Source organism: Micromonospora cynarisoli (assembly GCF_030518815.1).
Lineage (GTDB): Bacteria > Actinomycetota > Actinomycetes > Mycobacteriales > Micromonosporaceae > Micromonospora > Micromonospora wenchangensis.
In genome coordinates, this window is record NZ_CP130426.1 from 267317 (window position 1) to 289680 (window position 22364).

General features: G+C 72.2%; 12 protein-coding genes and 2 riboswitches. Of the genes, 2 read left to right on the plus strand and 10 right to left on the minus strand.

Annotation, left to right across the window (positions count from 1 at the left end; translation table 11 throughout):
• Window positions 1–10: 10 nt before the first annotated feature.
• The 7 genes from Q2K16_RS00970 to Q2K16_RS01000 form a co-directional block, all read right to left on the minus strand.
• A complete protein-coding gene (locus Q2K16_RS00970; RefSeq protein ID WP_302742962.1) occupies window positions 11–1066 on the minus strand; it encodes an ECF transporter S component in 1056 nt (351 codons plus the stop codon).
• Window positions 1063–2700, minus strand: a complete 1638-nt coding sequence (locus Q2K16_RS00975) for an ABC transporter ATP-binding protein (RefSeq protein WP_302742964.1) — start codon at window positions 2698–2700, stop codon at window positions 1063–1065. Before Q2K16_RS00975 ends, Q2K16_RS00970 begins: the two co-directional genes overlap by 4 nt.
• The gene (locus Q2K16_RS00980) at window positions 2697–3938 is read right to left on the minus strand and encodes a CbiQ family ECF transporter T component (RefSeq protein ID WP_302742966.1); all 1242 of its coding nucleotides are present in this window, start codon (window positions 3936–3938) and stop codon (window positions 2697–2699) included. The genes Q2K16_RS00975 and Q2K16_RS00980 overlap by 4 nt, the downstream gene beginning before the upstream one ends.
• A complete protein-coding gene (locus Q2K16_RS00985; RefSeq protein ID WP_302742968.1) occupies window positions 3931–4836 on the minus strand; it encodes a hypothetical protein in 906 nt (301 codons plus the stop codon). The genes Q2K16_RS00980 and Q2K16_RS00985 overlap by 8 nt, the downstream gene beginning before the upstream one ends.
• The gene (locus Q2K16_RS00990; protein WP_302742970.1) at window positions 4833–6278 is read right to left on the minus strand and encodes a prenyltransferase/squalene oxidase repeat-containing protein; all 1446 of its coding nucleotides are present in this window, start codon (window positions 6276–6278) and stop codon (window positions 4833–4835) included. The genes Q2K16_RS00985 and Q2K16_RS00990 overlap by 4 nt, the downstream gene beginning before the upstream one ends.
• Before the next feature lie 139 nt (window positions 6279–6417).
• Window positions 6418–6531: riboswitch (cobalamin riboswitch) on the minus strand.
• A 93-nt stretch (window positions 6532–6624) separates the two neighbouring features.
• Window positions 6625–7110, minus strand: coding sequence for a hypothetical protein (locus Q2K16_RS00995; RefSeq protein WP_302742971.1), 486 nt, complete (start codon window positions 7108–7110; stop codon window positions 6625–6627).
• A gap of 32 nt (window positions 7111–7142) precedes the next feature.
• Window positions 7143–8186: a peptidase gene (locus Q2K16_RS01000; RefSeq protein WP_302742973.1), complete on the minus strand. Its 1044-nt coding sequence runs from the start codon at window positions 8184–8186 to the stop codon at window positions 7143–7145.
• Between the two features lie 101 nt (window positions 8187–8287).
• Window positions 8288–8415, minus strand: a riboswitch (cobalamin riboswitch).
• 309 nt (window positions 8416–8724) lie between these two features.
• On the opposite strand from Q2K16_RS01000, the gene Q2K16_RS01005 reads away from it, so the two are divergent.
• Window positions 8725–9402: an HNH endonuclease family protein gene (locus tag Q2K16_RS01005; RefSeq protein ID WP_302742974.1), complete on the plus strand. Its 678-nt coding sequence runs from the start codon at window positions 8725–8727 to the stop codon at window positions 9400–9402.
• Window positions 9403–9503: 101 nt separating this feature from the next.
• Here Q2K16_RS01005 and Q2K16_RS01010 read toward each other — a convergent pair whose 3' ends face one another.
• From Q2K16_RS01010 to Q2K16_RS01020, 3 genes are all read right to left on the minus strand, one after another.
• Window positions 9504–9866 carry a hypothetical protein gene (locus Q2K16_RS01010; protein WP_302742976.1) on the minus strand — a complete coding sequence of 121 codons (363 nt, stop codon included), beginning with the start codon at window positions 9864–9866 and terminating at the stop codon, window positions 9504–9506.
• 25 nt (window positions 9867–9891) lie between these two features.
• A complete protein-coding gene (locus Q2K16_RS01015) occupies window positions 9892–11106 on the minus strand; it encodes an extracellular solute-binding protein (RefSeq protein ID WP_302742977.1) in 1215 nt (404 codons plus the stop codon).
• 463 nt (window positions 11107–11569) lie between these two features.
• Window positions 11570–11974, minus strand: a complete 405-nt coding sequence (locus Q2K16_RS01020; protein WP_302742978.1) for a hypothetical protein — start codon at window positions 11972–11974, stop codon at window positions 11570–11572.
• Window positions 11975–12581: 607 nt separating this feature from the next.
• On the opposite strand from Q2K16_RS01020, the gene Q2K16_RS01025 reads away from it, so the two are divergent.
• A complete protein-coding gene (locus Q2K16_RS01025) occupies window positions 12582–22310 on the plus strand; it encodes a pre-peptidase C-terminal domain-containing protein (RefSeq protein ID WP_302742979.1) in 9729 nt (3242 codons plus the stop codon).
• Window positions 22311–22364: the final 54 nt, after the last annotated feature.

Sequence of the window (22364 nt, forward strand, 5' to 3'; positions counted from 1 at the left end):
CCGCGACCGGTCAGTCCACCAGCCGCTCCGGGGCCTGATGTGACCCACCTCCCTGGCCACCCTCCTCGGCGGTGGCGGACGGAACCGGGTCCGCGCGCACCGCGCCCCGCCCTCGCCCGGCAGGTGGGGCCACGCCGACGGCAGGACCTGTCACGTCCCGCGGTCCCACCGCCGGAGTCCCGGATCGCGGCGCAATCGCCGGTGCAGGTGCCGCAGTTGTGGACGTGACGGCACCTGTCGCCGGAATGGCTGACGACACCGGCTGCGCCGCGGGCGCGGCGAAGGCGACCGGTGCGCCGAACGCGGCCCGCCGGGCGGCCCGCCGCAACGCGGCCAGCACCGCCGGACCGGCCAGCACGACCGCCACCGCCGTCGTGATCGCCCGCCCGGTGTCCCAACCGAACGTCGAGGTGACGGCCGTGAACACCGCGAATCGGTGCAGATTGTCCAGCACCGGCGCACCAGCCACGTACGAGAGCTGAGTGTCCGCGCCAAGACTGAACGGCCAGAACCACAGATTCATCAGCAGGCCGTAGCCGTAGGCGGCGAACGCCCCGTACCCGGCCAGGACCGCCACCTCGGCCCGGCCACGCAGCCGCGCAGGGAGCAGACCAGCACCGAGACCCACCCAGGACGCGCACAACATCTGGAACGGCAACCACGGGCCGACTCCGGCGGTCAGCAGCGCGGAGGCGAACAACGACGTCGAACCCAGAAGGAAACCGAAACCCGGCCCGAAGACCCGACCGGCGAGGACAAGCAGGAAAAACACGGTCTCGATGCCCGCAGTGCCGGCACCCAGGGGACGCAGCGCGGCGTTGACGGCGGCCAACACACCGAGCATCGCCAGGGCCTTGCTGTCGATACCACCGGAGCTGAGTTCAGCCAGGACGAGCGCCACCAGCACCGGCAGCATGACGAGGAAGACCAGCGGAGCCTCACCGGTGCGGGCGGTGCTCTCGGGCTGCGCCGGAATGAAGAACGGCCAGGTGAAGGTGGCCAACGCGGCGGCGGAGGCCAACGCCAGCACCACGGCCGTGCGCGGCGCGACCCGCAGCACACTCATGCCGGTTCCCGGTCCGGGCCCAGCGCGGCGGTGACCTGCTCGACCGTCAGCCACGGCGCCGGGGCGAGCACCTTGGCCACCTGCGGAGCGAACGCCGGCGAGGCCAGCATGACCTCGGCCGTGGTGCCGTCGGCCACGATGTCCCCGTCGGCCATCACGACCACCCGGTCGGCGAGGGTCGCGACGAGCTCGACGTCGTGCGTCGCGACCACCACCGCCCGACCGGCGGCGGCCAGCCCGCGAACCAGGGCGACGAACTGCCGTTTGGCGAGATAGTCCAGACCTCGGGTCGGCTCGTCGAGCAGCACCACCGGTGGGGCTGCGGTGAGCTGCACGGCGAGCACGAGCGCCAGCCGTTGCCCCTCGGACAGGTCACGGGGGTGCCGGTCACCAGGCAGACCGGGGGCGAGCCGGTCGAGCAGGGTGCGACAGGCACCGGCCGCCGCGCCCGTCTCCCGGTCGGCCTGATGGCATTCGGCGTCCACCGTCTCCAGATAGAGCAGGTCTCCCGGGGTCTGCGGAACGAGGCCGACGTGCCGGCGGGCCTGGCCGGCCGACAGCTGCTTCGGGTCAACAAGAGCCCGCCCACCGCCGGCATCGACGGTGACGGTGCCCCCGTGGCGGGGACCGCTGCCCTGCACCGCCCAGAGCAGGCTCGACTTGCCGGACCCGTTGCGGCCCATCAACGCGACGACCCGACCACGATGCAGGTCAAGATCGACGCCGGCCACGGCCACGGTGCCCGGATACCGCACGACGACCTTCCGGGCGGCCAGCACCGGGGCCGTGCCCGAGGCCGACGCCGGGTCGGGAGGCGTCGTGTCGGCGAGCCGCCGACGCAGGGCACCGGCCCGTCGGCGGGCGTCGCGGACCGACAGTGGCAGCGGCGTCCAACCGGCCAGCCGGCCCAGCTCGACCAACGGCGGCGCGAGGTCGACACCGGCCAACACCGTCGCCGGTTCCCCGTCAACCACCCGGCCGTCGCCGGGTAGGTAGAGCAACCGGTCGGCATACTGCACGACCCGTTCCAGGCGGTGTTCGGCAAGCACCACGGTCACGCCGAGGTCGTGCACCAGCCGGGTGACGGCGGCGAGGACATCCTCGGCGGCGGTCGGGTCCAGGGCCGAGGTGGGCTCGTCGAGCACCAGCACCCGGGGGTGGGTGGTGAGGACCGCGCCGATCGCGACCCGCTGCTGCTGCCCACCCGACAGTGTCCGCAGCGGTCGGTGCCGCAGCTCGGCGATGCCGAGCAGATCGAGGGTCTCCTCCACCCGCTTGCGCATCACCGCCGCCGGCAGGGCCAACTGCTCCATGCCGTACGCCAGCTCCTCCTCGACGGTGTCGGTGACGAACCCGGACAGCGGATCCTGACCGACCACACCGACGACGTCGGCGAGATCGCGGGGCGGGTGCCGGCGGGTGTCCCGACCGTTGACGGTGACGCTGCCGTACAGGGTGCCGCCGGTGAAGTGCGGCACCAGGCCGTTGATCGCCCGCAGCAGCGTCGACTTGCCCGCCCCGGTGCGACCGGCGACCAGGCACAGTTCCCCCTCCTCGACCCGCAGGCTCACCTCACGCAGCGGCGGTGGACCGTCGTCGCTGTAGCAGACGGTCACCCGGTCGAATGTGATCACGGGTGACCTCCGGGTACGGAAGTGGCCGGGTTGCCGGTACGGGTGGGTGCCGCGACAGCGCTGACCGGGGTGCCCACCGTCGGCGGGCCGGCCGACGGCGACCCGGGTGGTGGCGGGGCCAGCCACGCCGGCCCCGCCGCCGCCGCGACGACGAGCAGCATCAACGGCGTCACCTCGGGCCAGGTCAGCGGACTGACCGGCGGATAGAGCAACTCCGGGGTGATCGAGCCGGCGAGCAGCGTCAACCCGGCGGCGGCGAGGCCACACCCGGCCACCAGCAGCTCGGCGGCACGCCACCGGTCCGGTCGGTAGCGGCTACGGCGCACCCGACGGCCGGCCAACAGCATCCCGGTCACGGCGACGACCAGGCCGGCGAGGAGCATCGGCAGGCCCAGGTAACCGGACCTGGTGGAGTCGAGCAGCCCGTACGTGCCGGCGCACACACCGACCAGCCCGCCGAGCACCAGCGCCCCCGTCGTGGCGCGCTGACCGGCCGGCACCGCCGCGGTGCGGCCGTAGCCGCGCGAGTCCATCGCCGCCGCCAGCGCCAACGACCGGTCCAGGGCATCGGCCAGCACCGGCAGGGCGATCCCCCGCAGCGCACGCATGCCCCGGCCGGTCGCGCCGCGCAGCCGACGCGCCCGACGTACCCGCAGCACGCTCTCCACCAGTTGCGGCGCGACCGACAACGCCACCACCACGGCCGTGCCCACCGCGTACAGCGCCCCGGGCACCGCCTTGAGGAGCCGTTTCGGGTTGGCCAACGCGTTGGCGGCACCGAGGCAGACCAGCATCGTGGCCAGCCGCAGCCCGTCATAGAAGCCACCGAGGACCTGCTCGACGGCGACCGGCCCGAACAACCGGATGCCCGCCGCCCACTCGGGCAGCGGGATCTCCGGTAGCGACACCAGCAGATGCTCGCCCTGCCCGCCACCGAAAACGATCCGGAACACCACCCGCATCGTGATGATCACCGCACCGAGGACGAGGTACATCCGGAACGCCAGCGCCCACGGTGCGTCGGTGCGCCGCCGCAGCACCGCCAGCGCGGCGACGGCGACGAGCAGCGCCAACAGCAACGGATTGGTGGTGTGGCTGGCCGCCGTGGCCAGGCCGAGCGCCCACAACCACCACGCGCCCGGATGCAACCCCCGCGGCAGCCGGGCGGCCGACCAGTGACGCGGTCCGCGCCCCGGGTCGGCCGCCGCCGCGTCAACCCCGTCCCGACGCTCAGTCATCGGGATCGACGGCACGGCGTCGCCGGGCGGTGACCACGCCACCGGCGGCGAGCACGGCCAGCAGCACCGCCCCGGCGACCGTGCCCAGCGGCAGCCCACCGTCCCCGCTGTCGGAAGCGGCGATCTCGGTCGCCGGCACGCCGGCCGCACCGCCCGATGAGCCGACGACGCCACCGGGCGTCGTCGCCGGCACCGACGTCGGGGATGTCGCCGGCACACCGGCTGACGCCGTGCCCTCCGCGATGGCGCTCGGTGTGCCGGCGGGAGGAAGGGTCGTGGTGTGACCGGCCCCGCCGGCCGGTGGCACGACCGGACCGCCACCTGCGGCAGCCGGTGGCGCGGCCGGCCCGCCACCGGCCGCCGGTGGTGTCGGCGGCGGCGGTGGTGGAGGAGGCGTGGGGGCCGGCCGTTTCGGCGTGACCCCCGGCCTCGGGGCGTCACTGGCGTCGCGGTTGAGCGAGAAGGACCAGCCCTCGAAGCTGCCGGCCGGCGGCTTACGGTTGAGCACGCCCTTGTCGCTGTACGCCCAACCACCCCCGTTCGCGGCATGCCAGTACGACCAGTAGGCGCTGGCCGGCGGGGTGTCCACGCACTTCTCCGAGGCCGCCGACGGCTTGCCGTCGATCCGGCAGATGAACCCCTCACCCCAACGCAGCGTGCCGGTGACCTCGAAACCGGCGTTCTTGAGCGCCGCGAGACCGGTGGCCTGGGTGCCGGAGGCGCAGCGCACCACCGTGCCGCCGCCCAACTCGTGGAAGTCGACCACGACGGTGACCCCCGAGGCGTCCGGGCAGTAGCCGGCCGACCCGGCAGCCACCGCCGGGCTGCCCGGCCAGGACACGGTGCTCACCGCGGTGAGCACGACCACCGCCGCGGCGTGAGCGGCCCGGCTGCTCATTGCGCCCGCCGTCGACGTCCGAGCACCAACAGCACCACACCGCCGCCGATCAGCAGCAGCGCGACCAGCACGTACCCGACGATCGCCACGCCGGTGGTGGGCAGACCGGGCAGTGCGGGAGCGGCCGGGGTGGTGCTCGGTGCGGCGGTGCCGGTCGGCGACACGGTGGGGGAGGGCGTCGCCGGGCTGCCGGTGGCACTCGGGCTCGGACCGGCCGGGCCCGTCGCCGTCGGCGTCGGTACGGCCGTCGGTGTGGGGGACACGGTCGGCGTGGGAGTCGCGGTGCCGCTCGGCGTCGGCGACGTCGGCGGCAGGTCGAGACCGATGCGGCCCAGCGGCACCTGGGCGAGCCCGAGCAGGGCCTGCGCGGTGGCCCTGCGCCACTGGTCCCGGTCGGTGTCCGCGATCCCCGCCGCGACAGCGCCGGTGAACGACTCGGCGTGATAGGCGATCGCGCCCGCGTCACCGGCGGCAGCACCACCGTTCGCCGTCGTGAGCTGCAACTGCGTCACCGCGTGGGCGGCCCGCGCGGCCTGGCTGTCCCGGCCGGCGGCGGCGAGCGCCTGCCCGGCCAGCCCGGTGCTGTTGGAGTTCGCGCCGGTGGTCGGGCCGGAACCGCCGAACGAGCCGTCGGCGTGCTGCTGACCCACCAACCAGTCCGCGCCCCGGCGGGCGGCGTCGGAGGCACCGGTGGCACCGGAGTCGGCGGCGGCCAGCAACGCCTGCACGGCCATCGCCGTGGAGTCGACGTCGAGGGTCGCGCCCGGCTGCTCGTCGCAGGACGGCGAGGGACCGTCCGCGGTGTCCGGGTAGAGCCGGAAGCCGCCCGCCGCACACTGCTGCCGGACGAGGAAGTCGACGGTGTCCTGGGGCAGGTCACCGCTGCGGGCCAGACCCAGCACGGCGAAGGACTGGTCGAAGGTGTTGCTGGCGTCCGGTCCGCTGTCAGCCGTGGTGCGACTGGTGATCCGTCCCCGCTGGTGGCCGGCGTCCACCCCGGCGACCAGGGACAGGGTCACCGCCCGCAGGTCGTACCCGCCGAAGTCGGTGGGATCGGCGCCGGCGGCGGACGCGACGTAGAGCAGCTTCGCGGTGGCCCCACCGTCGGTGAAACCCTCGATGCCCCAGTCGTCGTAGCTGTTGTACGACCGGACGTGCGCGGCGACCTGCCCGGTCGCCGCCTGACGCGTCGACACCGACCCGCCGGTGGCGGACATCGCGATGATGCCGTCGATGGTCAGGCCCCAGTCCTGACCGCCGAACGGTCCCGGCAACGTGCCGTCGGTGAACTCACCTGCCAACCACGAGGTGGCGTCACGCGCGGCGGCGGCATCAGCCGGGGTGGGCGCGGCCACCCCGACCAGGGGCACGGTGGAGGCCGTGACGACAGTCGTCACCACGATCGCGCCGAGACCGGTGGCGAGACGCCGGGACAGAAGCATGGCATTGCCTTTCACAGAGCGGTCGGTGAGAACTCCGGACCACACCCCCGGACACGTCACCCCGCTCCGCGTACTGCGGTGAGCGGGGTGAACGGACCGTCGACGGCAGCCCGGACCTCACCCTGTAAACCTCGACAGTGGAAGCCGCTCGTCCCGGGCGGGGCATTCCGGCTCGCGAGAGGACACTCGCTCACGGCTGCGGGTCAGCGCCGGCTTCTACCGGCTTCCCCCCACACGGGACGTATGCAGTTGTATACCCGGCGCACCGGATGCCGACACGCTACCGCCCTGGCGTCGCAGGACGCCAGGGCGGCCGCCGGCAGCCGACGCGCCGGTCACACCAGGATCAGGGAACAGCGATGCTCGGCGGTGCGCCCGCCCCGAACGACCAGCCCTCGACACTGCCCGGCGCCGGGTTGTAGCTGCTCGCGCCCGAGGAACTGTAGGACCACGACCCGCCTGCCGGGGCATGCCAGTACGACCAGTAGGCGGTGGCCGGCGGCGTGTTGACACACGGCTCGGTCGTGGAAGTGGGCTGGCCGTTGATCCGGCAGACGAACGCCAGACCCCAGCGCGAGGTGCCGGTCACCGTGAAACCGGCCCCCTGCAGGGCGGCCACCCCGGTGGCCGGGTCGCCCAGGGCGCACGCGACCTGCACACCCCCGCCGAGCGCGGCGAAGTCGACCACAACGGTGACCCCTGAGGTGCCGGTGCAGGCGGCGGCGTGCGCCGCCTGCGGCGCGGGCTCCACGGCGGTCAGAGCGACGGCGGCGACGGCGGCGGCCACCAGGCCGGCGAGCCGTACGCGGACGATGGATCGGAGACGGAACACAGGTCCTCCCAGGTTCAGGTCGGGGCGACAGGTCACGGACAGGTGAGGACCGGCGCGCCGGAACCGGCGGCCGCAGCGGAGAGGGTGGCATAGCCGTCCCCGGTCAGGCCCAGGACGGCCTGGCCGGTGGCGCGGGTGGCGGTGGCCGGGTCGAAGGTGCCGCCGTCGAGGTCGACCGCGCCCCGGTCGGCCGGCACCCCGCCGCAACCCACCTGCAGGCTGACCAGGAACGCCCGTGCCCGCGCCCAGGCCAACGGCCGGTGGCCGGTGCGGAGCGCCTGCGCGGCGAGCCCGGTGCTGTTGGCGTTCGGGACACCCGACGAGTCGGCGAAGCTACCGTTGACGCCCTGCACCGACACCAGCCAGCGCAGCCCGGCCGCAGCGGCCGCCGGGCGGCCCGCCGCCTGGAGCGCCTGCACCGCCAGCGCGGTGGCGTCCACATCGGAGACACACACCGGCTCGGCGGGCAGCAGCGGGTATCCGCCGTCCGGGCAGCGGGTCCCGGCCAGCCAGGTGGCGGCGGTCGCAGGCGCGCCCTGCACCGTGCGGTCCAGGGCGAGGATCGCCAAGGACTGGCTGAACGCATTGCTGTAGTTCCCGTACGCCGACCGGTCGGTGAACCGGCCGCTGGGCGATTCCAGCCCCCGTAGCCGGGCGATCAGGTCGACCCCACCGACGTCGGTCGGGTCGCCCCCGCGTACCTGCACGGCGAGGGCGAGCTTCGCGGTCGCGCCGGCGTACGCCTCGGTGCCGCCGTCACCGACGTAACCGTCGCGGACGTCCGGCCGGGTGACCCAGTCCAGTGCCTGCGCCCCGAAGTCGTCGGCGACACCGGCGGCGGCGAAGGCGAACACCGCGTCGAGGGTCAACCCCTGGTCGGGGTAGGCGACGCCGTCGAAGACCACCTCGAATCGTTCGCCGTCGACGAGCTGCCGCGCGAGCCAGCCGGCGGCGGCCCCGGCCCGGTCGACACCGGGGTGCGCGGGCGCAGCGGTCGCAGGTGCGGCGAGGGGAAGAGCGGCGATTACGCCGCAGAACAGGGCGAGCAGGCGGTGCCGGCTCAGGCGGACGACCATCGGAAGCGCCTTTCCGGCCCGGCGGTCGTCAGAACCCGGGCGACCACCACCGGCAGGCAGGATCGACCGGCCTCCGACCCGTGGGCCACGACGGGTGGGGAACGGAAATCACGCGTGCGGCGGGTATTCGGGCTCGCCGTCAGGGTGTCTGCCACCTCGACGACCTACCGTTGCGGGCCAGCGCCGGACTTCGACCGGACTTCCCCCACGCACACGCGTTGATGGAGTTGTCGCGACAGTCTGATCTCCCACGACGGCGGATGTCAATCCGCCACCGATCAAACACCTACGGTGACAGTCGGCGTGATCGTTGCTCCCTGCGGGCTCACGCCGGTCATCGACCGGCAGACGCACGATGACCTGGTGAACGAGCTGGGCATCCGGCAGCCACGGACCAGTCGACGACGTGGTGCGGGCTGCGGCACGGCGCTGGCGTTACTCCCGATCTTTGCGGCTCTTCACGATGAAGCCATCCTGCTGTCATATTCATCGAAGATGTTAAGTGCATCTGCTGTCGATGGTGACCTGGAGGCATGGCATGTCAGGACCGACCACGAAGACGCCCAGGCAGGCCCGACCCTGGGTGCGTGCCGTGACGCTGGCCCTCGCCACGTTCGTCGGCGCAGCCCTCTCGGCGGGCATCGGGGGAACGGCGTCGGCGACGCCGCCGGGCATCCCGTCGAAGGCGACGGCGCAGTCGCAGCTCAACGCTCTCACCGTCGCCGCCGAGGGTTCCACAAGCGGCTACTCCCGGGACCTGTTCCCGCACTGGATCACCGTCAGCGGCAGCTGCGACACCCGTGAGCAGATCCTCAAACGCGACGGCACGTCGGTCGTGGTCAACTCCTCCTGCCAGGCCACGTCGGGCCGCTGGTACAGCCCGTACGACGGGGCGACCTGGACCGCCGCGTCGGACGTCGACATCGACCACGTGGTCCCCCTGGCCGAGGCGTGGCGCTCCGGGGCGAGTTCCTGGACGACCAGCCGCCGGCAGAGCTTCGCCAACGACCTGTCCGGCCCGCAGTTGATCGCGGTGACCGACAACGTCAACCAGTCCAAGAGCGACCAGGACCCGTCGACGTGGCAGCCGCCGCTGTCGGCCTACCGGTGCACCTACAGCAAGATGTGGATCACCGTGAAGTACACCTGGGGCCTACGGCTGCAATCATCGGAGAAGTCCGCCCTGCAGACCATGCTCAACACCTGCTCCTCCTGAACGCCCGCCCACAGCGTGCACGGGCACCTGCCGAACCAGGACACGGCCCGCCGGCAGCGCCGCTGGTGCGTCCCTCCGGTATCTGCCGACGCAACAGCCGTTCACCGAGCGGGCGGCTGACCGGTGGTCGCCGCGGCCTGCGGCTCCGCGGCGTCGCGCGCCGAGCCGGCCGTGGTGTCCGGGCTCGCCGCGGTCTGCAACTGGTACGACCGGTAGGTCAGCCAGAGCGCCACCAACCCGGCGACGGCTGCCGCCACACTGGCGATCTGGTCGGCCAGGTCCGGGCCGAGCGCCAACACCCCGACGACGATGACCAGGACCGCCAACCCGCCGAGCGCCACCGTGCGGACCTGCTGCTGGGCCAGGTGCGCCGTCCAACGGCGCGGCATCACCCTGATCACCAACTCCGCCAGGATGATGCCGGCCATCACCAGGATCGGCACCTGCCACGGCTCGACCTTCACGGACCCTCCTCCACCCGGTCTGCGGTCATCCGAGCGCCGCCTTCATGGCGGCGATGAACTCCGAGGTCAGGTCGGACTCACCGCGCAGCATCCGGGCGGTGTGGTCGACGAAGACCTCGGCGAACGTGCGGTATCCCGGGTGCATCGGCCGGGGCCGGGCATTCTCCACCGCACCGCGTAGTGCTTCCAGGTGTGGGATGACCGCCTGAAGGTTCCTGTCGTTGTACGCCTCGGCCAGGGTCGGGGCGAAGCCGTGCCCGGCGAGGATCTTCTGGGCCGCGGTGCCGGTCATGAAGTCGATGAACCGCCGGGCCTGGTCGGGGTGGGGGCAGGTGCGCGCCAGGGCGAGGCTCTGCCCACCGAGCACCCCGGACTTCAGCGGGTACACCGTGATCTTTCCGGCCAGCAGGTCAGGGTCCTTACGCTGCTGGAGTTCGCGGTACTTCACCGGCCAGTTACGCATGAACGTCGGCTTGTCCTCAACGAACGTGTCCAGGCTCGCGTTCTCGTCGCTGGAAAGCCGGACCTTCCCGGCCCCGATGGCCGCCTGCAACGGTTGCAGCGCTCTCTGCCAGGGTTTCAGCTCGAACAGGAGCTCACCGGTCGAGCTGAGCAGGTCAGGATTCACCGACAGGGCGTGCTCCAGGATGTTGACCAGGAAACCCTCGTTGTAGTTCGACGAGTTGGGGCGCAGTTGGCCGACGAACGAGCCCTTGTCGGCGAGGGTGTCGAGCACGACCGACAAGTTCACCTCATCGGGCCGCCCGGTCCCGGGGTTGCGCCAGAACAGCATGCCGACGTCGGTGTTGAGCGGTGCGGCCCAGTAGCTGTTGGGGGTGTCGTCGACCTGGTGGAGGTTCTTCACCGACGTCAGGAAGTTCGGGTCGGTCAACCGGATCGGGGTGATCAGCTTCTGCGCGGCGAACTCGGGGATGTCGACGACGTCGAGGTTGAGGATGTCGGCACTGCCGTTCCGGGCTGCCGTCAACAGCCTCGTGCGCTCGTCGCCTGAACCGCCCTCGACCTCGTCGGTGAACCGGGCCGGGGTGTCGGGGTTGGCCTGGTTCCACATGTCCATCAGCAGCTTCCGTGCCCCGGTGGGGTCGGCGCCGGTGGCGAGTCGAAGCTCGACCGGTGGCGGACGATGTCCGCCCGGCAGCAGGTAGACCGCCGCAGCGCTCACTGCGCCACAGGTCAGCACCCCGCTGAGAAAGGAGCGCCGCGAGTACTGCCCGGACATGGTGCGGACTCCTTCGATCCAGGTCGGTCACACGTATGCAACGAGTCATTCATCACATTACGCTTTGGTGCTGGTGAATGCCGTGCCGGCCGGGAGCCGTCGGCGAAGATCGCACTGTCGGAAACCGGATTCGTGCTGCCCGACTTCGCTGTTCCCCTATGACGACGCAATTATCGACACTGGGATGTGCGGCGACGAGGCGACGTTGTCGCGCCGGTGGATCGGCGCGGGCACGTCACGCCACGTCAACCGGCCGCCTTCTGCCCGACGCCCCACCAGGCCAGCAGACGTCGCGCGAAGGCGCGGGTCGCGACGTCGCTGACGGTCATCCCGAAGTGGCCACGGATCTCCGCCGACAGGTACGAGCCAAGATCCTCCGCGCCGGCACCGGCGGTCAGCCTCGACAGCAGCGGTGCGATCAGGCAGTCGTACTCGTCGACGTTCGTCCGTGGGTCGTGGACGCCTACGACATCCCAGGCGTTGAGCAGCCGGCGAAGGCCGACCGTTCGCCGCGCCGCGCTGCCATGGCCACGCTCGTGAGGTCACCCCCCGACGGAGCCGGCACGCGGGAAAGGTGGTCACGGCACAGCCGGCGGACCGAAGCCGCCAGTTCCTGGTTGCCGCGTCCCCCGTCCTGATCCCACTGGTCGACCAGCACGAGCAGGTCCGTGAACGGGCTGTGCCGGATCTCGTCGAGGTCCCCATGCTCGGAGACGAAGGCGGAGGCGCACTCGCTGACGGTGCGTTCGTCGATCTCACCGTCGACCAGTCGTTGCGCCAGCGTGGCCAGCCAGGTGTCCGCCGCTTCCGCCGCGGACGGAACGCCTACGCCCACCTCGGCGAGGGCGGCGGGCAGCAGTTCGCCCACCAGTCGGGTGTCGGTGCCGTCGAGTCCGGCCAGTTCACGCAGGGCCGGCCCGTCGTGCCCCTCGGCGAGCCAGTCCGCCGCTTACCAGGGCATCCGCTCGACCACCACGCTGCCCAGCACGTACTCGGCGGCAACCAGGTCCGGCGGCCTGCTCACCGGCCGGTCGCCGTTCCCGCTGGGCCGCGCGGATCGGCGTGCGGGCGCGGCCGACGCGGTTTCGGTTGCTGGTCGAACTCCGCCGGGTGGCGGGCCGGCACGGTCGCGCGGGCCGGCCACGGCCGGTCGAGGATGCACGAGTGTCGCTCTGTCATGCCTTATATCCCCTCCGAGCCGACACGTCGACCGTTCATGCCGCATACGGTGCCAGTGCTGACCATCCCTCATCAATCGGCAGAGCCCTGACCTGCCCACTTTTGCCCGTGATCGGACTACACAATCAACTGTCCTATAGCCGACACCCCCGGCGGGACGACAGACCGTTTCTGCCGGTGGAAGACCAAATCACCGTGGGTGATCTACCTAAGGGATGCGCTGTTCACCCCGCCATCTACTTCGGTTGATGGATCTCGCCTATCTTGCCACCAGAAGTTGCGTCTGAGGAGGCAGCATGTCGGGACCGCTCGACCGCCGCACCATCCGATCGAGGGTCTGGGCAGGCGCCCGGCTGCGCGCCACCGCGACGCTCGCCACCCTCGTTCTGCTGCTGGCCTTCGCCGTCCGGGCGGACCTGCCGAACATGGTGCCGGCCTCGGTCTCCTGCGACTCCATCGGCTACGCCTACGATGCCGCCGGACAACTGACCGGGGTACAGGACCAGGGCGGCCGGACCGCCCGCTACCGGTACGACCCCACCGGCAACACCACCTCGGTCAGCAACGACGGCACCCCCGCCCTGGCCCTGCTGTCGGTGGTGCCGGCCCGCGCCGCCGTCGGCACCGAGGTGACCCTGGAAGGTGGCTGCTTCTCCACCGTGGCGACCGAGAACACCGTCGCGTTCAACGGCGTCCCCGCCACCGTCACCACAGCCACCGGCCGGCGTCTGGTCGCCCGGGTCCCCGCCGCAGCGACCACCGGCCTGGTCACCGTCACCGTCGGCGGGGCCACCGCGACCAGCCCACAGTCCTTCGTGGTCACCGGGCCCGACGAGTCCGCGCCCACCGTCACCGCCGTGACGCCCTCCGTCGTGACTCCCGGCAGCACCGTCACCGTCACCGGAACCGGCTTCGCCGCCCAGACCGCCGACAATGCCGTCACCCTCAACCGCACCCGCGCCTTCACCTCGACCGTCGCCTCCGGCAACCTGACCGTCGAGGTCCCCACCGGCGTCGCCTCCGGCCGCATCGGCGTCCGCACCGCCCACGGCAGCGGACAGAGCGCCGCCGACGTGTTCGTCGCGCCCGCCCCCTACACCGTGGCCGACGTGGCGCACACCGCCCGGGTCGCGCTCGGCGTCACCACCTCCGTGCCGATCCCCAGCGCGGGCGACATCGCGCTTGTCGTGTTCGACCTGACCGAAGGACAACGGGCGAGCGTGCAACTCGCCGACGGCACCTTCGGCTCCTGCGGCATCTCCACCGCCAAACTCCTCGACCCGTTCGGGCGTACCGCGACGTCGGCCGGGTGCGTCGGGGCCACCGGCTTCATCGACACGGTCACGGCCCACACGGCGGGCACGTACACGCTGCTGCTGGCGGCGGCGAGCACGGCCACCGGCTCGATCTCCGCGACCGTACGGGAGGTGCCGGCCGACGCCACCACCGACACCACGGCCGGCGGCGAAGCGGTCACCGTCACCACCACCGTGCCGGGGCAGAACGCCGCCGTGACCTTCGCCGGCAGCACCGGACAGCGGGTCTCGGTCAAACTCAGCGGCGGCACCTACGGCACCTACAACGCCGCCGTGACGCTGCGCAAGCCGGGCGGCGGCACGGTCGTCTCCAACGGCTCCTGCGGCACCGCCTGCTTCCTCGACACCACCGTCCTGCCGACCCAGGGCACCTACACCCTCGTCGTCGACCCGCAGACCGCCACCACCGGAGCGATCACCGTCCAGGTGTACGACGTGCCCGCCGACGCCACGGCGGCCACCACACCCGGCGGCCCGCAGGTCACGGCGACCACGACGGTGCCCGGCCAGAACAGCGTCATCTCGTTCCCCGGCACCGCCGGCCAGCGGGTCCTCGTCCAACTCACCGGCGGAACGTACGGCACCTACAACGCATCGGCGGTGGTGCGCAAACCGGACGGCTCCCACCTGACCGGCAGCGGATACTGCGGCCAGTCGTGCCTCTTCGACACCACCGTGCTACCCGTCGACGGCACCTACACCATCCTGGTCAACCCCGACACCAGCTACATCGGCGCGGTCACCGTGCAGGTCCACGACGTTGCGGCCGACACGACGACGACCGCCACCCCCGGGGCCGGCGCGGTCACCGTGAGCACCACCGTCGGGCAGAACGCCGTGGTCGCGTTCGCCGGCACCGCCGGGCAGCGGGTGTCGGTGCAGTTCACCGGTGGCACGTACGGCACGTACAACGCGTCGGCGGTGGTGCGCAGGCCGGACGGGTCGACGCTGACCGGCAGCGCGTACTGCGGCGGGTCGTGCTTCTTCGACACGGTGACCCTCCCGGTCGACGGCACCTACACCATCCTGCTCAACCCCGACGGGGTCACCGTCGGCCAGGCCGCGGTGCAGGTCCACCTGGTGCCGGCGGACGCCACGGCGACCGCCAGCCCAGGCGGCGCCCCGGTCACCGTCACCACCACCGTCCCGGGCCAGAACGCCGTGGTCGCGTTCGGCGGCACCGCCGGGCAGCGGGTGTCGGTGCAGTTCACCGGTGGCACGTACGGCACGTACAACGCGTCGGCGGTGGTGCGCAGGCCGGACGGGTCGACGCTGACCGGCAGCGCGTACTGCGGCGGGTCGTGCTTCTTCGACACGGTGACCCTCCCGGTCGACGGCACCTACACCATCCTGCTCAACCCGGACACCACCTACCTCGGCCAGGCCACCGTCCAGGTCCACAACGTGCCGGCCGACGCCTCGGCGACCACCAGCCCCGGCGGGGCGGCCGTGTCGGTCACCACCACCGTCCCGGGCCAGAACGCGACCATCACCTTCCCCGGCACGGCCGGGCAGGTCGTCTCGGTCACCCTCAGCGGCGGCACCTTCGGCACCTACGACGCCAGCGTGACCCTACGCGCCCCGGACGGCTCCACCCTGGTCAGCGAGAACTACTGCGGCACCGGCTGCTCGTTCACCGCGATCACCCTCCCGACCACCGGCACATACACCGTGCTGGTCAACCCGACCGGCACCACCCTCGGCGCGATCACCGCCCGCGTCTACGACCTGCCCAACGACGCGGTCGCCAACACCACCCCCGGCGGGGCGGCGGTGTCGGTGACCACCACCGTGCCGGGGCAGAACGCGGTCGTGTCGTTCCCGGCGAGCGCGGGGCAGCGGGTGGCGGTGCAGCTGTCCGGTGGAACGTTCGGCTCGTCCGAGGCGGCGGTGACGCTGCGGCGTCCCGACGGCAGCACCGTCGTGTCGAACACCTCCTGCGGCACGTCGTGTTTCCTCGACACCGCCGCGCTGCCGGTGGCCGGCACCTACACCATCCTGGTCGACCCGAAGGGCACGGTCGTCGGCGCCATCACCGCCCGGGTGCACGCCGTGCCCGCCGACACCACCGTGACCACCACCCCCGGCGGGGCGGCGGTGTCGGTGACCACCACCGTGCCGGGGCAGAACGCGGTCGTGTCGTTCCCGGCGAGCGCGGGGCAGCGGGTGGCGGTGCAGCTGTCCGGTGGAACGTTCGGCTCGTCCGAGGCGGCGGTGACGCTGCGGCGTCCCGACGGCAGCACCGTCGTGTCGAACACCTCCTGCGGCACGTCGTGTTTCCTCGACACCACCACCCTGCCGGTCGACGGCACCTACACGCTGCTGGTCGACCCGAGGACGACCGCCGTCGGGACGCTCACCGCCCGGGCGTACGCCGTGCCCGCCGACACCACCGCGACCACCACTCCCGGCGGGGCGGCGGTGTCGGTGACCACCACCGTCCCGGGCCAGAACGCCGTCGTGTCGTTCCCCGGCACCGCTGGGCAGGTCGTCACCGTCAGCCTCACCGCCGGCGCGTTCGGCGGCGGCAGCGTGACCGCGACGCTGCGCGCACCCAACGGCAGCACGGTCAGCTCCTCCTCCTGCACCACGAGCTGCTCGTTCAGCTCGGTGTCCCTGGCCACGGCCGGCACCTGGACGATGCTGGTCGACCCGGCGGCGGCAGCCGTCGGCAGCCTCACCGTCCAGGTGTTCGACGTGCCCGTCGACGCCACCGTCAGCACCACCCCCGGCGGCGACCCGGTCACCGTCACCACCGTCAGCCCCGGACAGAACGCCGTGGTGACGTTCCCCGGCACCGCAGGCCAGCGGATCCTGGTGCAGGGCACCGGCGGCACGTACGGCACCTACAACGCGACGGCGATCGTGCGTAAGCCGGACGGGTCGAACCTGACCAGCAGCACGTACTGCGGGGCGACGTGCCTGTTCGACACGACGGTGCTCCCGGTCACCGGCACGTACAGCATCCTGATCGACCCGGCATCCACCTACACCGGCGCGCTCACCGTCCGGGTCCACGACGTGCCGGCCGACGTCACCGCCGACACGGCCCCCGGCGGAGCCGGCGTCACCCTCACCACCACCGCCCCCGGGCAGAACGCGGTGCTGTCCTTCACCGGCCTGGCGGGCCAGCGGATCGTGGTGCAGGGCACCGGTGGCACGTACGGCACTTACAACGCGACGGCGATCGTGCGCAAGCCGGACGGGTCGAACCTGACCAGTAGCGCGTACTGCGGGGCGACGTGTTTCTTCGACGTCACCACCCTGCCGGTGGCCGGCACGTACAGCATCCTGCTCAACCCCGACGCCATGTACACCGGCGGGGTGACCCTGCGGGTCTACGACGTGCCGACGGACACGACGGTCGGCACCACCATCGGCGGCCCGGCCGTACCGGTGACCACCACCGCGCCGGGGCAGAACGCGGTGCTGTCCTTCACCGGCGCGGTGGGCCAGCGGATCGTGGTGCAGGGCACCGGCGGCACGTACGGCACTTACAACGCGACGGCGATCGTGCGCAAGCCGGACGGGTCGAACCTGACCAGTAGCGCGTACTGCGGGGCGACGTGTTTCTTCGACGTCACCACCCTGCCGGTGGCCGGCACGTACAGCATCCTGCTCAACCCCGACGCCATGTACACCGGCACGGTCTCACTGCGGATCCACGACGTCCCGGCCGACGTGGCCGCCGGCACGACCCCGGGCGGCAGCGCGGTCACCCTCACCACCGCAGCCCCCGGCCAGAACGCGGTGCTGTCGTTCCCCGGCACCGCCGGGCAGCGCATCGCGGTGCAGGGCAGCGCCGGCAGCTACGGCACCTACAACGCGACGGCGGTCATCCGCAAACCGGACGGCACGAACCTGACCAGCAGCGCGTACTGCGGGGCGACGTGCTTCTTCGACGCCGTCACCCTGCCGGTGGCCGGCACGTACAGCATCCTGCTCAACCCCGACGGCATGTACACCGGCGCGGTCACCCTCCAGGTCCACGACGTCCCGGCCGACGCCACCGCAGCCGTCACCCCCGGCGGTGCGGCAGCCACCCTGACCACCACCATTCCCGGCCAGAACGCCACCCTCACCTTCCCCGGCAGCGCCGGCCAGGTGGTCACCGTGGCGATGACCGCCGGCACCTACAGCCGCTACAACGCCACGGCCGTCATCCGCAAACCGGACGGCACGAACCTCGGCAGCAGCGTGTACTGCGGCGACACCTGCACCCTCAGCGCGGTCACCCTCCCGGTGGCCGGCACGTACACCGTCCTGGTCGACCCGTCCGCAGGCACCGTCGGCACCATCACCGGCGAGGTACGGCTGCCGGCCGCAGCCGCCGCCGCGAGGACGACACCGTCGACGAAGACACCGGCCCGGCCCGCCGGCGACCCCACCGAGGCATGGACCCCGGACCGGTTCAACCTCGCCGGCGAGGACTGGTCGAGCCACCGCACCGGCGCCCACGGCCACCTCCAGCCGACACTGCGGGCCGACCGGGGCGTCACCGCCCTCGCCGGGCAGGCCCTGCTGCTCAACGGCGAGCCGCTCACCGACGTCACCCTCACGGTGGGCCGGCGCAGCACCCGCACCGACGCCACCGGCCGGTTCCTGCTCACCGGGCTCACCGCCGGCCACCACGTCCTGGTCATCGACGGAAAGACGGCGAGCCGCCCCGGCCGGGCGTTCGGCCGCTTCGAAACCGGGGTGGACCTGCGGGCGGGGGAGACCACCGAGCTGGGTTACCCGATCTGGATGACCCGCCTCGACACCGCCAACAGCGTCCGCTTCCCCTCACCCACCCGCAAGCAGACCGTCATCACCACCCCGGCCATCCCCGGCTTCGAGGTGCGGCTGCCCCAGGGCTCGGTGATCCGCGACCGGGCCGGCAAGCGGGTCACCGAACTGTCCATCACCGCCCTGCCCGTCGACCAGCCGCCGTTCCCACTCCCGGCCGGGGTACGCACCCCCGTCTACTTCACCGTGCAGCCCGGCGGCGCGGTCATCCTGCCCAAGGGCGCCCAGATCATCTACCCGAACACCCAGGGCCTCGCCCCCGGCAGCCGGCTCGACTTCTGGGACTACGACCCGGGGCGCCGGCCCTGCGTCAAGACGCCCGTGAAGTCCTACCCGAAGAAGCCCACCACCACGGCGAAGACCCCCGCCGTCTGCGCGGTGACCGGCGCGCAGGCCGGCTGGTACATCTACGGCCACGGCACCGTCACCCCCGACGGCCGGCAGATCATGCCCGACCCCGACGTGCGGGTCTGGGAGTTCACCGGGGCGATGTTCAACGGCAGCGGCAAACGCCCCGCCGGCACCGGCCCCGGCGAGGACGGCGACGACGGCGGCGACCCGGTCGACCTGGCCAGCGGCCTGTTCGTCGACGAACACACCGACCTGACCGTCAACGACGTACTGCCCATCTCGATCACCCGAACCTACCGGCAGAACGACACCCAGAACCGCGAGTTCGGCATCGGCGCGAACTTCACCTACGGCATCTTCATCAACTCCAGGCAGGAGTACGTCGAGGCCGACCTGATCCTTCCGGACAGCGGCAAGGTCCACCTCGTGCGGACCAGCCCCGGCACCGGCTGGGTCGACGCGGTGTTCACCGCCGTCGACACCACCGGACCGTTCCGCGACGCGGTGATGAGCTGGAACGGCGACGGCTGGGACCTCGTCCGCACCGACGGCATGGTCTACGTCTTCGGGGAGAACACCCCGCTACAGTCCATCCGGGACCGCCACGGCAACCAGATCACCCTCACCCGCGCAAGCGGCGGACAGGCCGGCGACATCACCCAGATCACCTCACCCAACGGCCGCTGGATCAAACTCAGCTACACCGCCGGTCGGGTCACCCGGGCCCAGGACAACGCCGGCCGGGCCGTGCAGTACGGCTACGACTCCGCCGGCCGGCTCACCACCGTCACCTCACCCGGCGGCCGGACCACCACCTACACCTACGACACCGCGCACCGGATGACCACGGTCACCGACGCCCGGGGCATCACCTACCTCACCAACAGCTACGACTCCGCCGGCCGCGTCGCCACCCAGACCATGCCCGGCGGCGTCACCTACGGCTTCACCTACACCACCGACTCCGCCGGCAAGGTGGTGAAGACGGCGGTCACCGAACCCGACGGCAGCATCCGCGAGACCCGCTTCGACACCGCCGGCCGGGTGACCACCGAGACCACCGCCGCCGGCACCACCCACGCCCGCACCTCGACCACCACCCGTGACCCCGCAACCCACCTGCCGACCGCGCTGGTCGACCCGTACGGACGCCGCACCACCCTCGGATACGGACCCGACGGGCAGCTCACCGGACTCACCACGCTCACCGGCACCGCCGCCGCCCAGTCCGCCACCCTCACCTCCAGCGGGCCGTACCGGCAGCTCACCTCGGTCACCGACGACCAGGGCCGCACCACCCGGATGCAGTACGACGACCGGGGCAACCTCACCGCCACCACCGACGCCGCCGGCCGCACCCGGCACTACACCTACAACGCCGCCGGCCAGGTCACCGCATTCACCGACCCCCTCGGCAACACCACCCGCTACACCTACGAACACGGCGACCTCGTCGCGGTGACCGACCCGCTGGGCCGCACCACCCGCAGCTTCGTCGACGCCGTCGGCCGCCCGGTCGCGGTCACCGACGCCAACGGAGTCCTGGAACAGGTCCGCTACGACCCCGACAACCAGGTCGTCACCAGCACCGACGGCCTCGGCCGGGCCACCACCTTCAGCTACGACGGCAACGGCAACCTGACCACGGTCACCGACGCCCGCGGCAACAGCACCAGCGTCGCCTACGACAGCTCGGACCGCCCCGTCACCGTCACCGACCCCCGCGGCAAGCAGGCCCACCAGACCTACGACGTGCTCGGCCGGGTCGTCTCGGCCACCGACCGACGCGGCAAGACCACAGTCACCGAGTACGACGTCCTGGGCCGCACCACCTTCATCGGATACGGCACCACCGCCGGCCCGACCTACGAGAGCACCAAACAGTTCAGCTACGACACCCTCGACCGGCTCACCACCATCAACGACTCCACAGGTGGCCTGCTCACCCTCGGCTGGAACGACCTCGACCAGGTCGTCAGCGTCACCGGCCCGACCGGCACCGTCGGCTACAGCTACGACGTGGCCGGCCGACGCTCCGCCATGACCGTGCCCGGCCAACCCGCCATCTCCTACAGCTACGACCCGACCGGACTGATCGAGCAGATCACCCAGGGCGGCACCACCGCCACCTGGCACCGCGACGCCGCCGGCCGCACCACCCGCGTCGACCAGGCCGGCATCACCGCCCGCTACGCCTACGACGCCGCCTCCCAACTCACCCGGCTGTCCTACGAGACCACCGGTGGGGTGCCCATCGGCGACCTGCGCTACGGCTACGACGGCACCGGTCGGGTGGCGGACCTGACCGGCAGCCTCGCCCAGGTCACCGTCCCCGCCACCGGACCGACCGCCAGCTACGACGCGGCGAACCGGCTGACCGGCCGCGGCACGCAGACGTTCAGCTACGACGACGAGGGCAACCTGACCGGCGACGGCGTCCGCGGCTACACCTGGAACGCCCGGGGTGAGCTGACCGGGGTGACCGGGCCGGGCCTGACCACCGCCTACGGCTACGACGCCGCCGGCCGGCTGGCCAGCCGGACCGCCGCCGGAGCCGCCACCACCTTCGGCTACGACGGCCCGAACCTGGTCCGGGAACAGACCGGCACGGCGGTCGCCGACCGGCTCACCGCCGGACTGGACCAGACACTGGCCCGCACCGACGCCGCCGGCACCCGGGTGCCGGTCACCGACCCGCTGGGCAGCGTGCTCGGCCTGGCCGACTCCGCCGGCACGCTGACCACCCGCTACACCTACGACCCGTTCGGCGCGGTCACCACCAGCGGCGCGACCAGCGGCAACACCCAGGGGTTCACCGGCCGGGAACGCGACGCCGACACCGGGCTCACCTACCACCGGGCCCGCTGGTACAGCCCGGAGACGGGCAGGTTCCTCAGCCAGGACCCGGCCGGGTTCGGCGGCGGCAGCACCAACCTCTACACCTACGCCCTCAACGACCCGGTCAACCTCTCCGACCCCAACGGCGACTGCCCCATCTGCGTGCCGATCCTGATCGGGGCGCTGATCGGCGGCGCCTCCTCGGTCGGCATCGGCGCGGGCCTGGCCGCCCTGACCGGACGCAAGTACAGCATGGGCGACGCCCTGAAGGACTTCGCCATCGGCGGCGCACTGGGGGCACTCACCGGCGGCCTCGGCGCGTACCTCAAGGCCGGCAGTTCGGTGTGGAAGCTCAACCAGTTCGAACGCGGCCTCGCCATCGAAGCCAAACTCGGCGGCAACCTGCCACGCAGCTTCCCGACCATCGACCGGTTCGCCAACGGCACCGCCACCAGCATCAAGAGCGTCGACCTCACCGCGAAGAGCTACCAGAGCGCCAGCCAGCTCACCAGCCGCCTCCAGGGCTACGTCGACAAGGCGGCCGGCTTCGCCAAGAGCAATCCCGTCAAATGGGACGGGGTCACCATCAGGCCGGGGCAGGTCGCCGCCCGGGAGTTGGAGATCGCCGTCCAACGCGGCGCGGCCACCAGCGCCCAGCAGAACGCGCTCAACCAGATCGTCCAGTACGGTGCCCAGAAGGGGGTGACCGTGCGGATCATCCCGATCAGATAGACCACCGGGGGCGTCCCACGAGCAGCCCGGGGCACCCACTTTCCCGCAGAGGAC

Coding starts and splice junctions, on each gene's coding strand:
- Q2K16_RS01015 (WP_302742977.1), bottom strand. CDS start 11,106: ATGTCCGGGCAGTACTCGCGGCGCTCCTTTCTCAGCGGGGTGCTGACC.
- Q2K16_RS01000 (WP_302742973.1), bottom strand. CDS start 8,186: ATGGTCGTCCGCCTGAGCCGGCACCGCCTGCTCGCCCTGTTCTGCGGC.
- Q2K16_RS00990 (WP_302742970.1), bottom strand. CDS start 6,278: ATGCTTCTGTCCCGGCGTCTCGCCACCGGTCTCGGCGCGATCGTGGTG.
- Q2K16_RS01005 (WP_302742974.1), top strand. CDS start 8,725: ATGTCAGGACCGACCACGAAGACGCCCAGGCAGGCCCGACCCTGGGTG.
- Q2K16_RS00985 (WP_302742968.1), bottom strand. CDS start 4,836: ATGAGCAGCCGGGCCGCTCACGCCGCGGCGGTGGTCGTGCTCACCGCG.
- Q2K16_RS00980 (WP_302742966.1), bottom strand. CDS start 3,938: ATGACTGAGCGTCGGGACGGGGTTGACGCGGCGGCGGCCGACCCGGGG.
- Q2K16_RS00970 (WP_302742962.1), bottom strand. CDS start 1,066: ATGAGTGTGCTGCGGGTCGCGCCGCGCACGGCCGTGGTGCTGGCGTTG.
- Q2K16_RS01025 (WP_302742979.1), top strand. CDS start 12,582: ATGTCGGGACCGCTCGACCGCCGCACCATCCGATCGAGGGTCTGGGCA.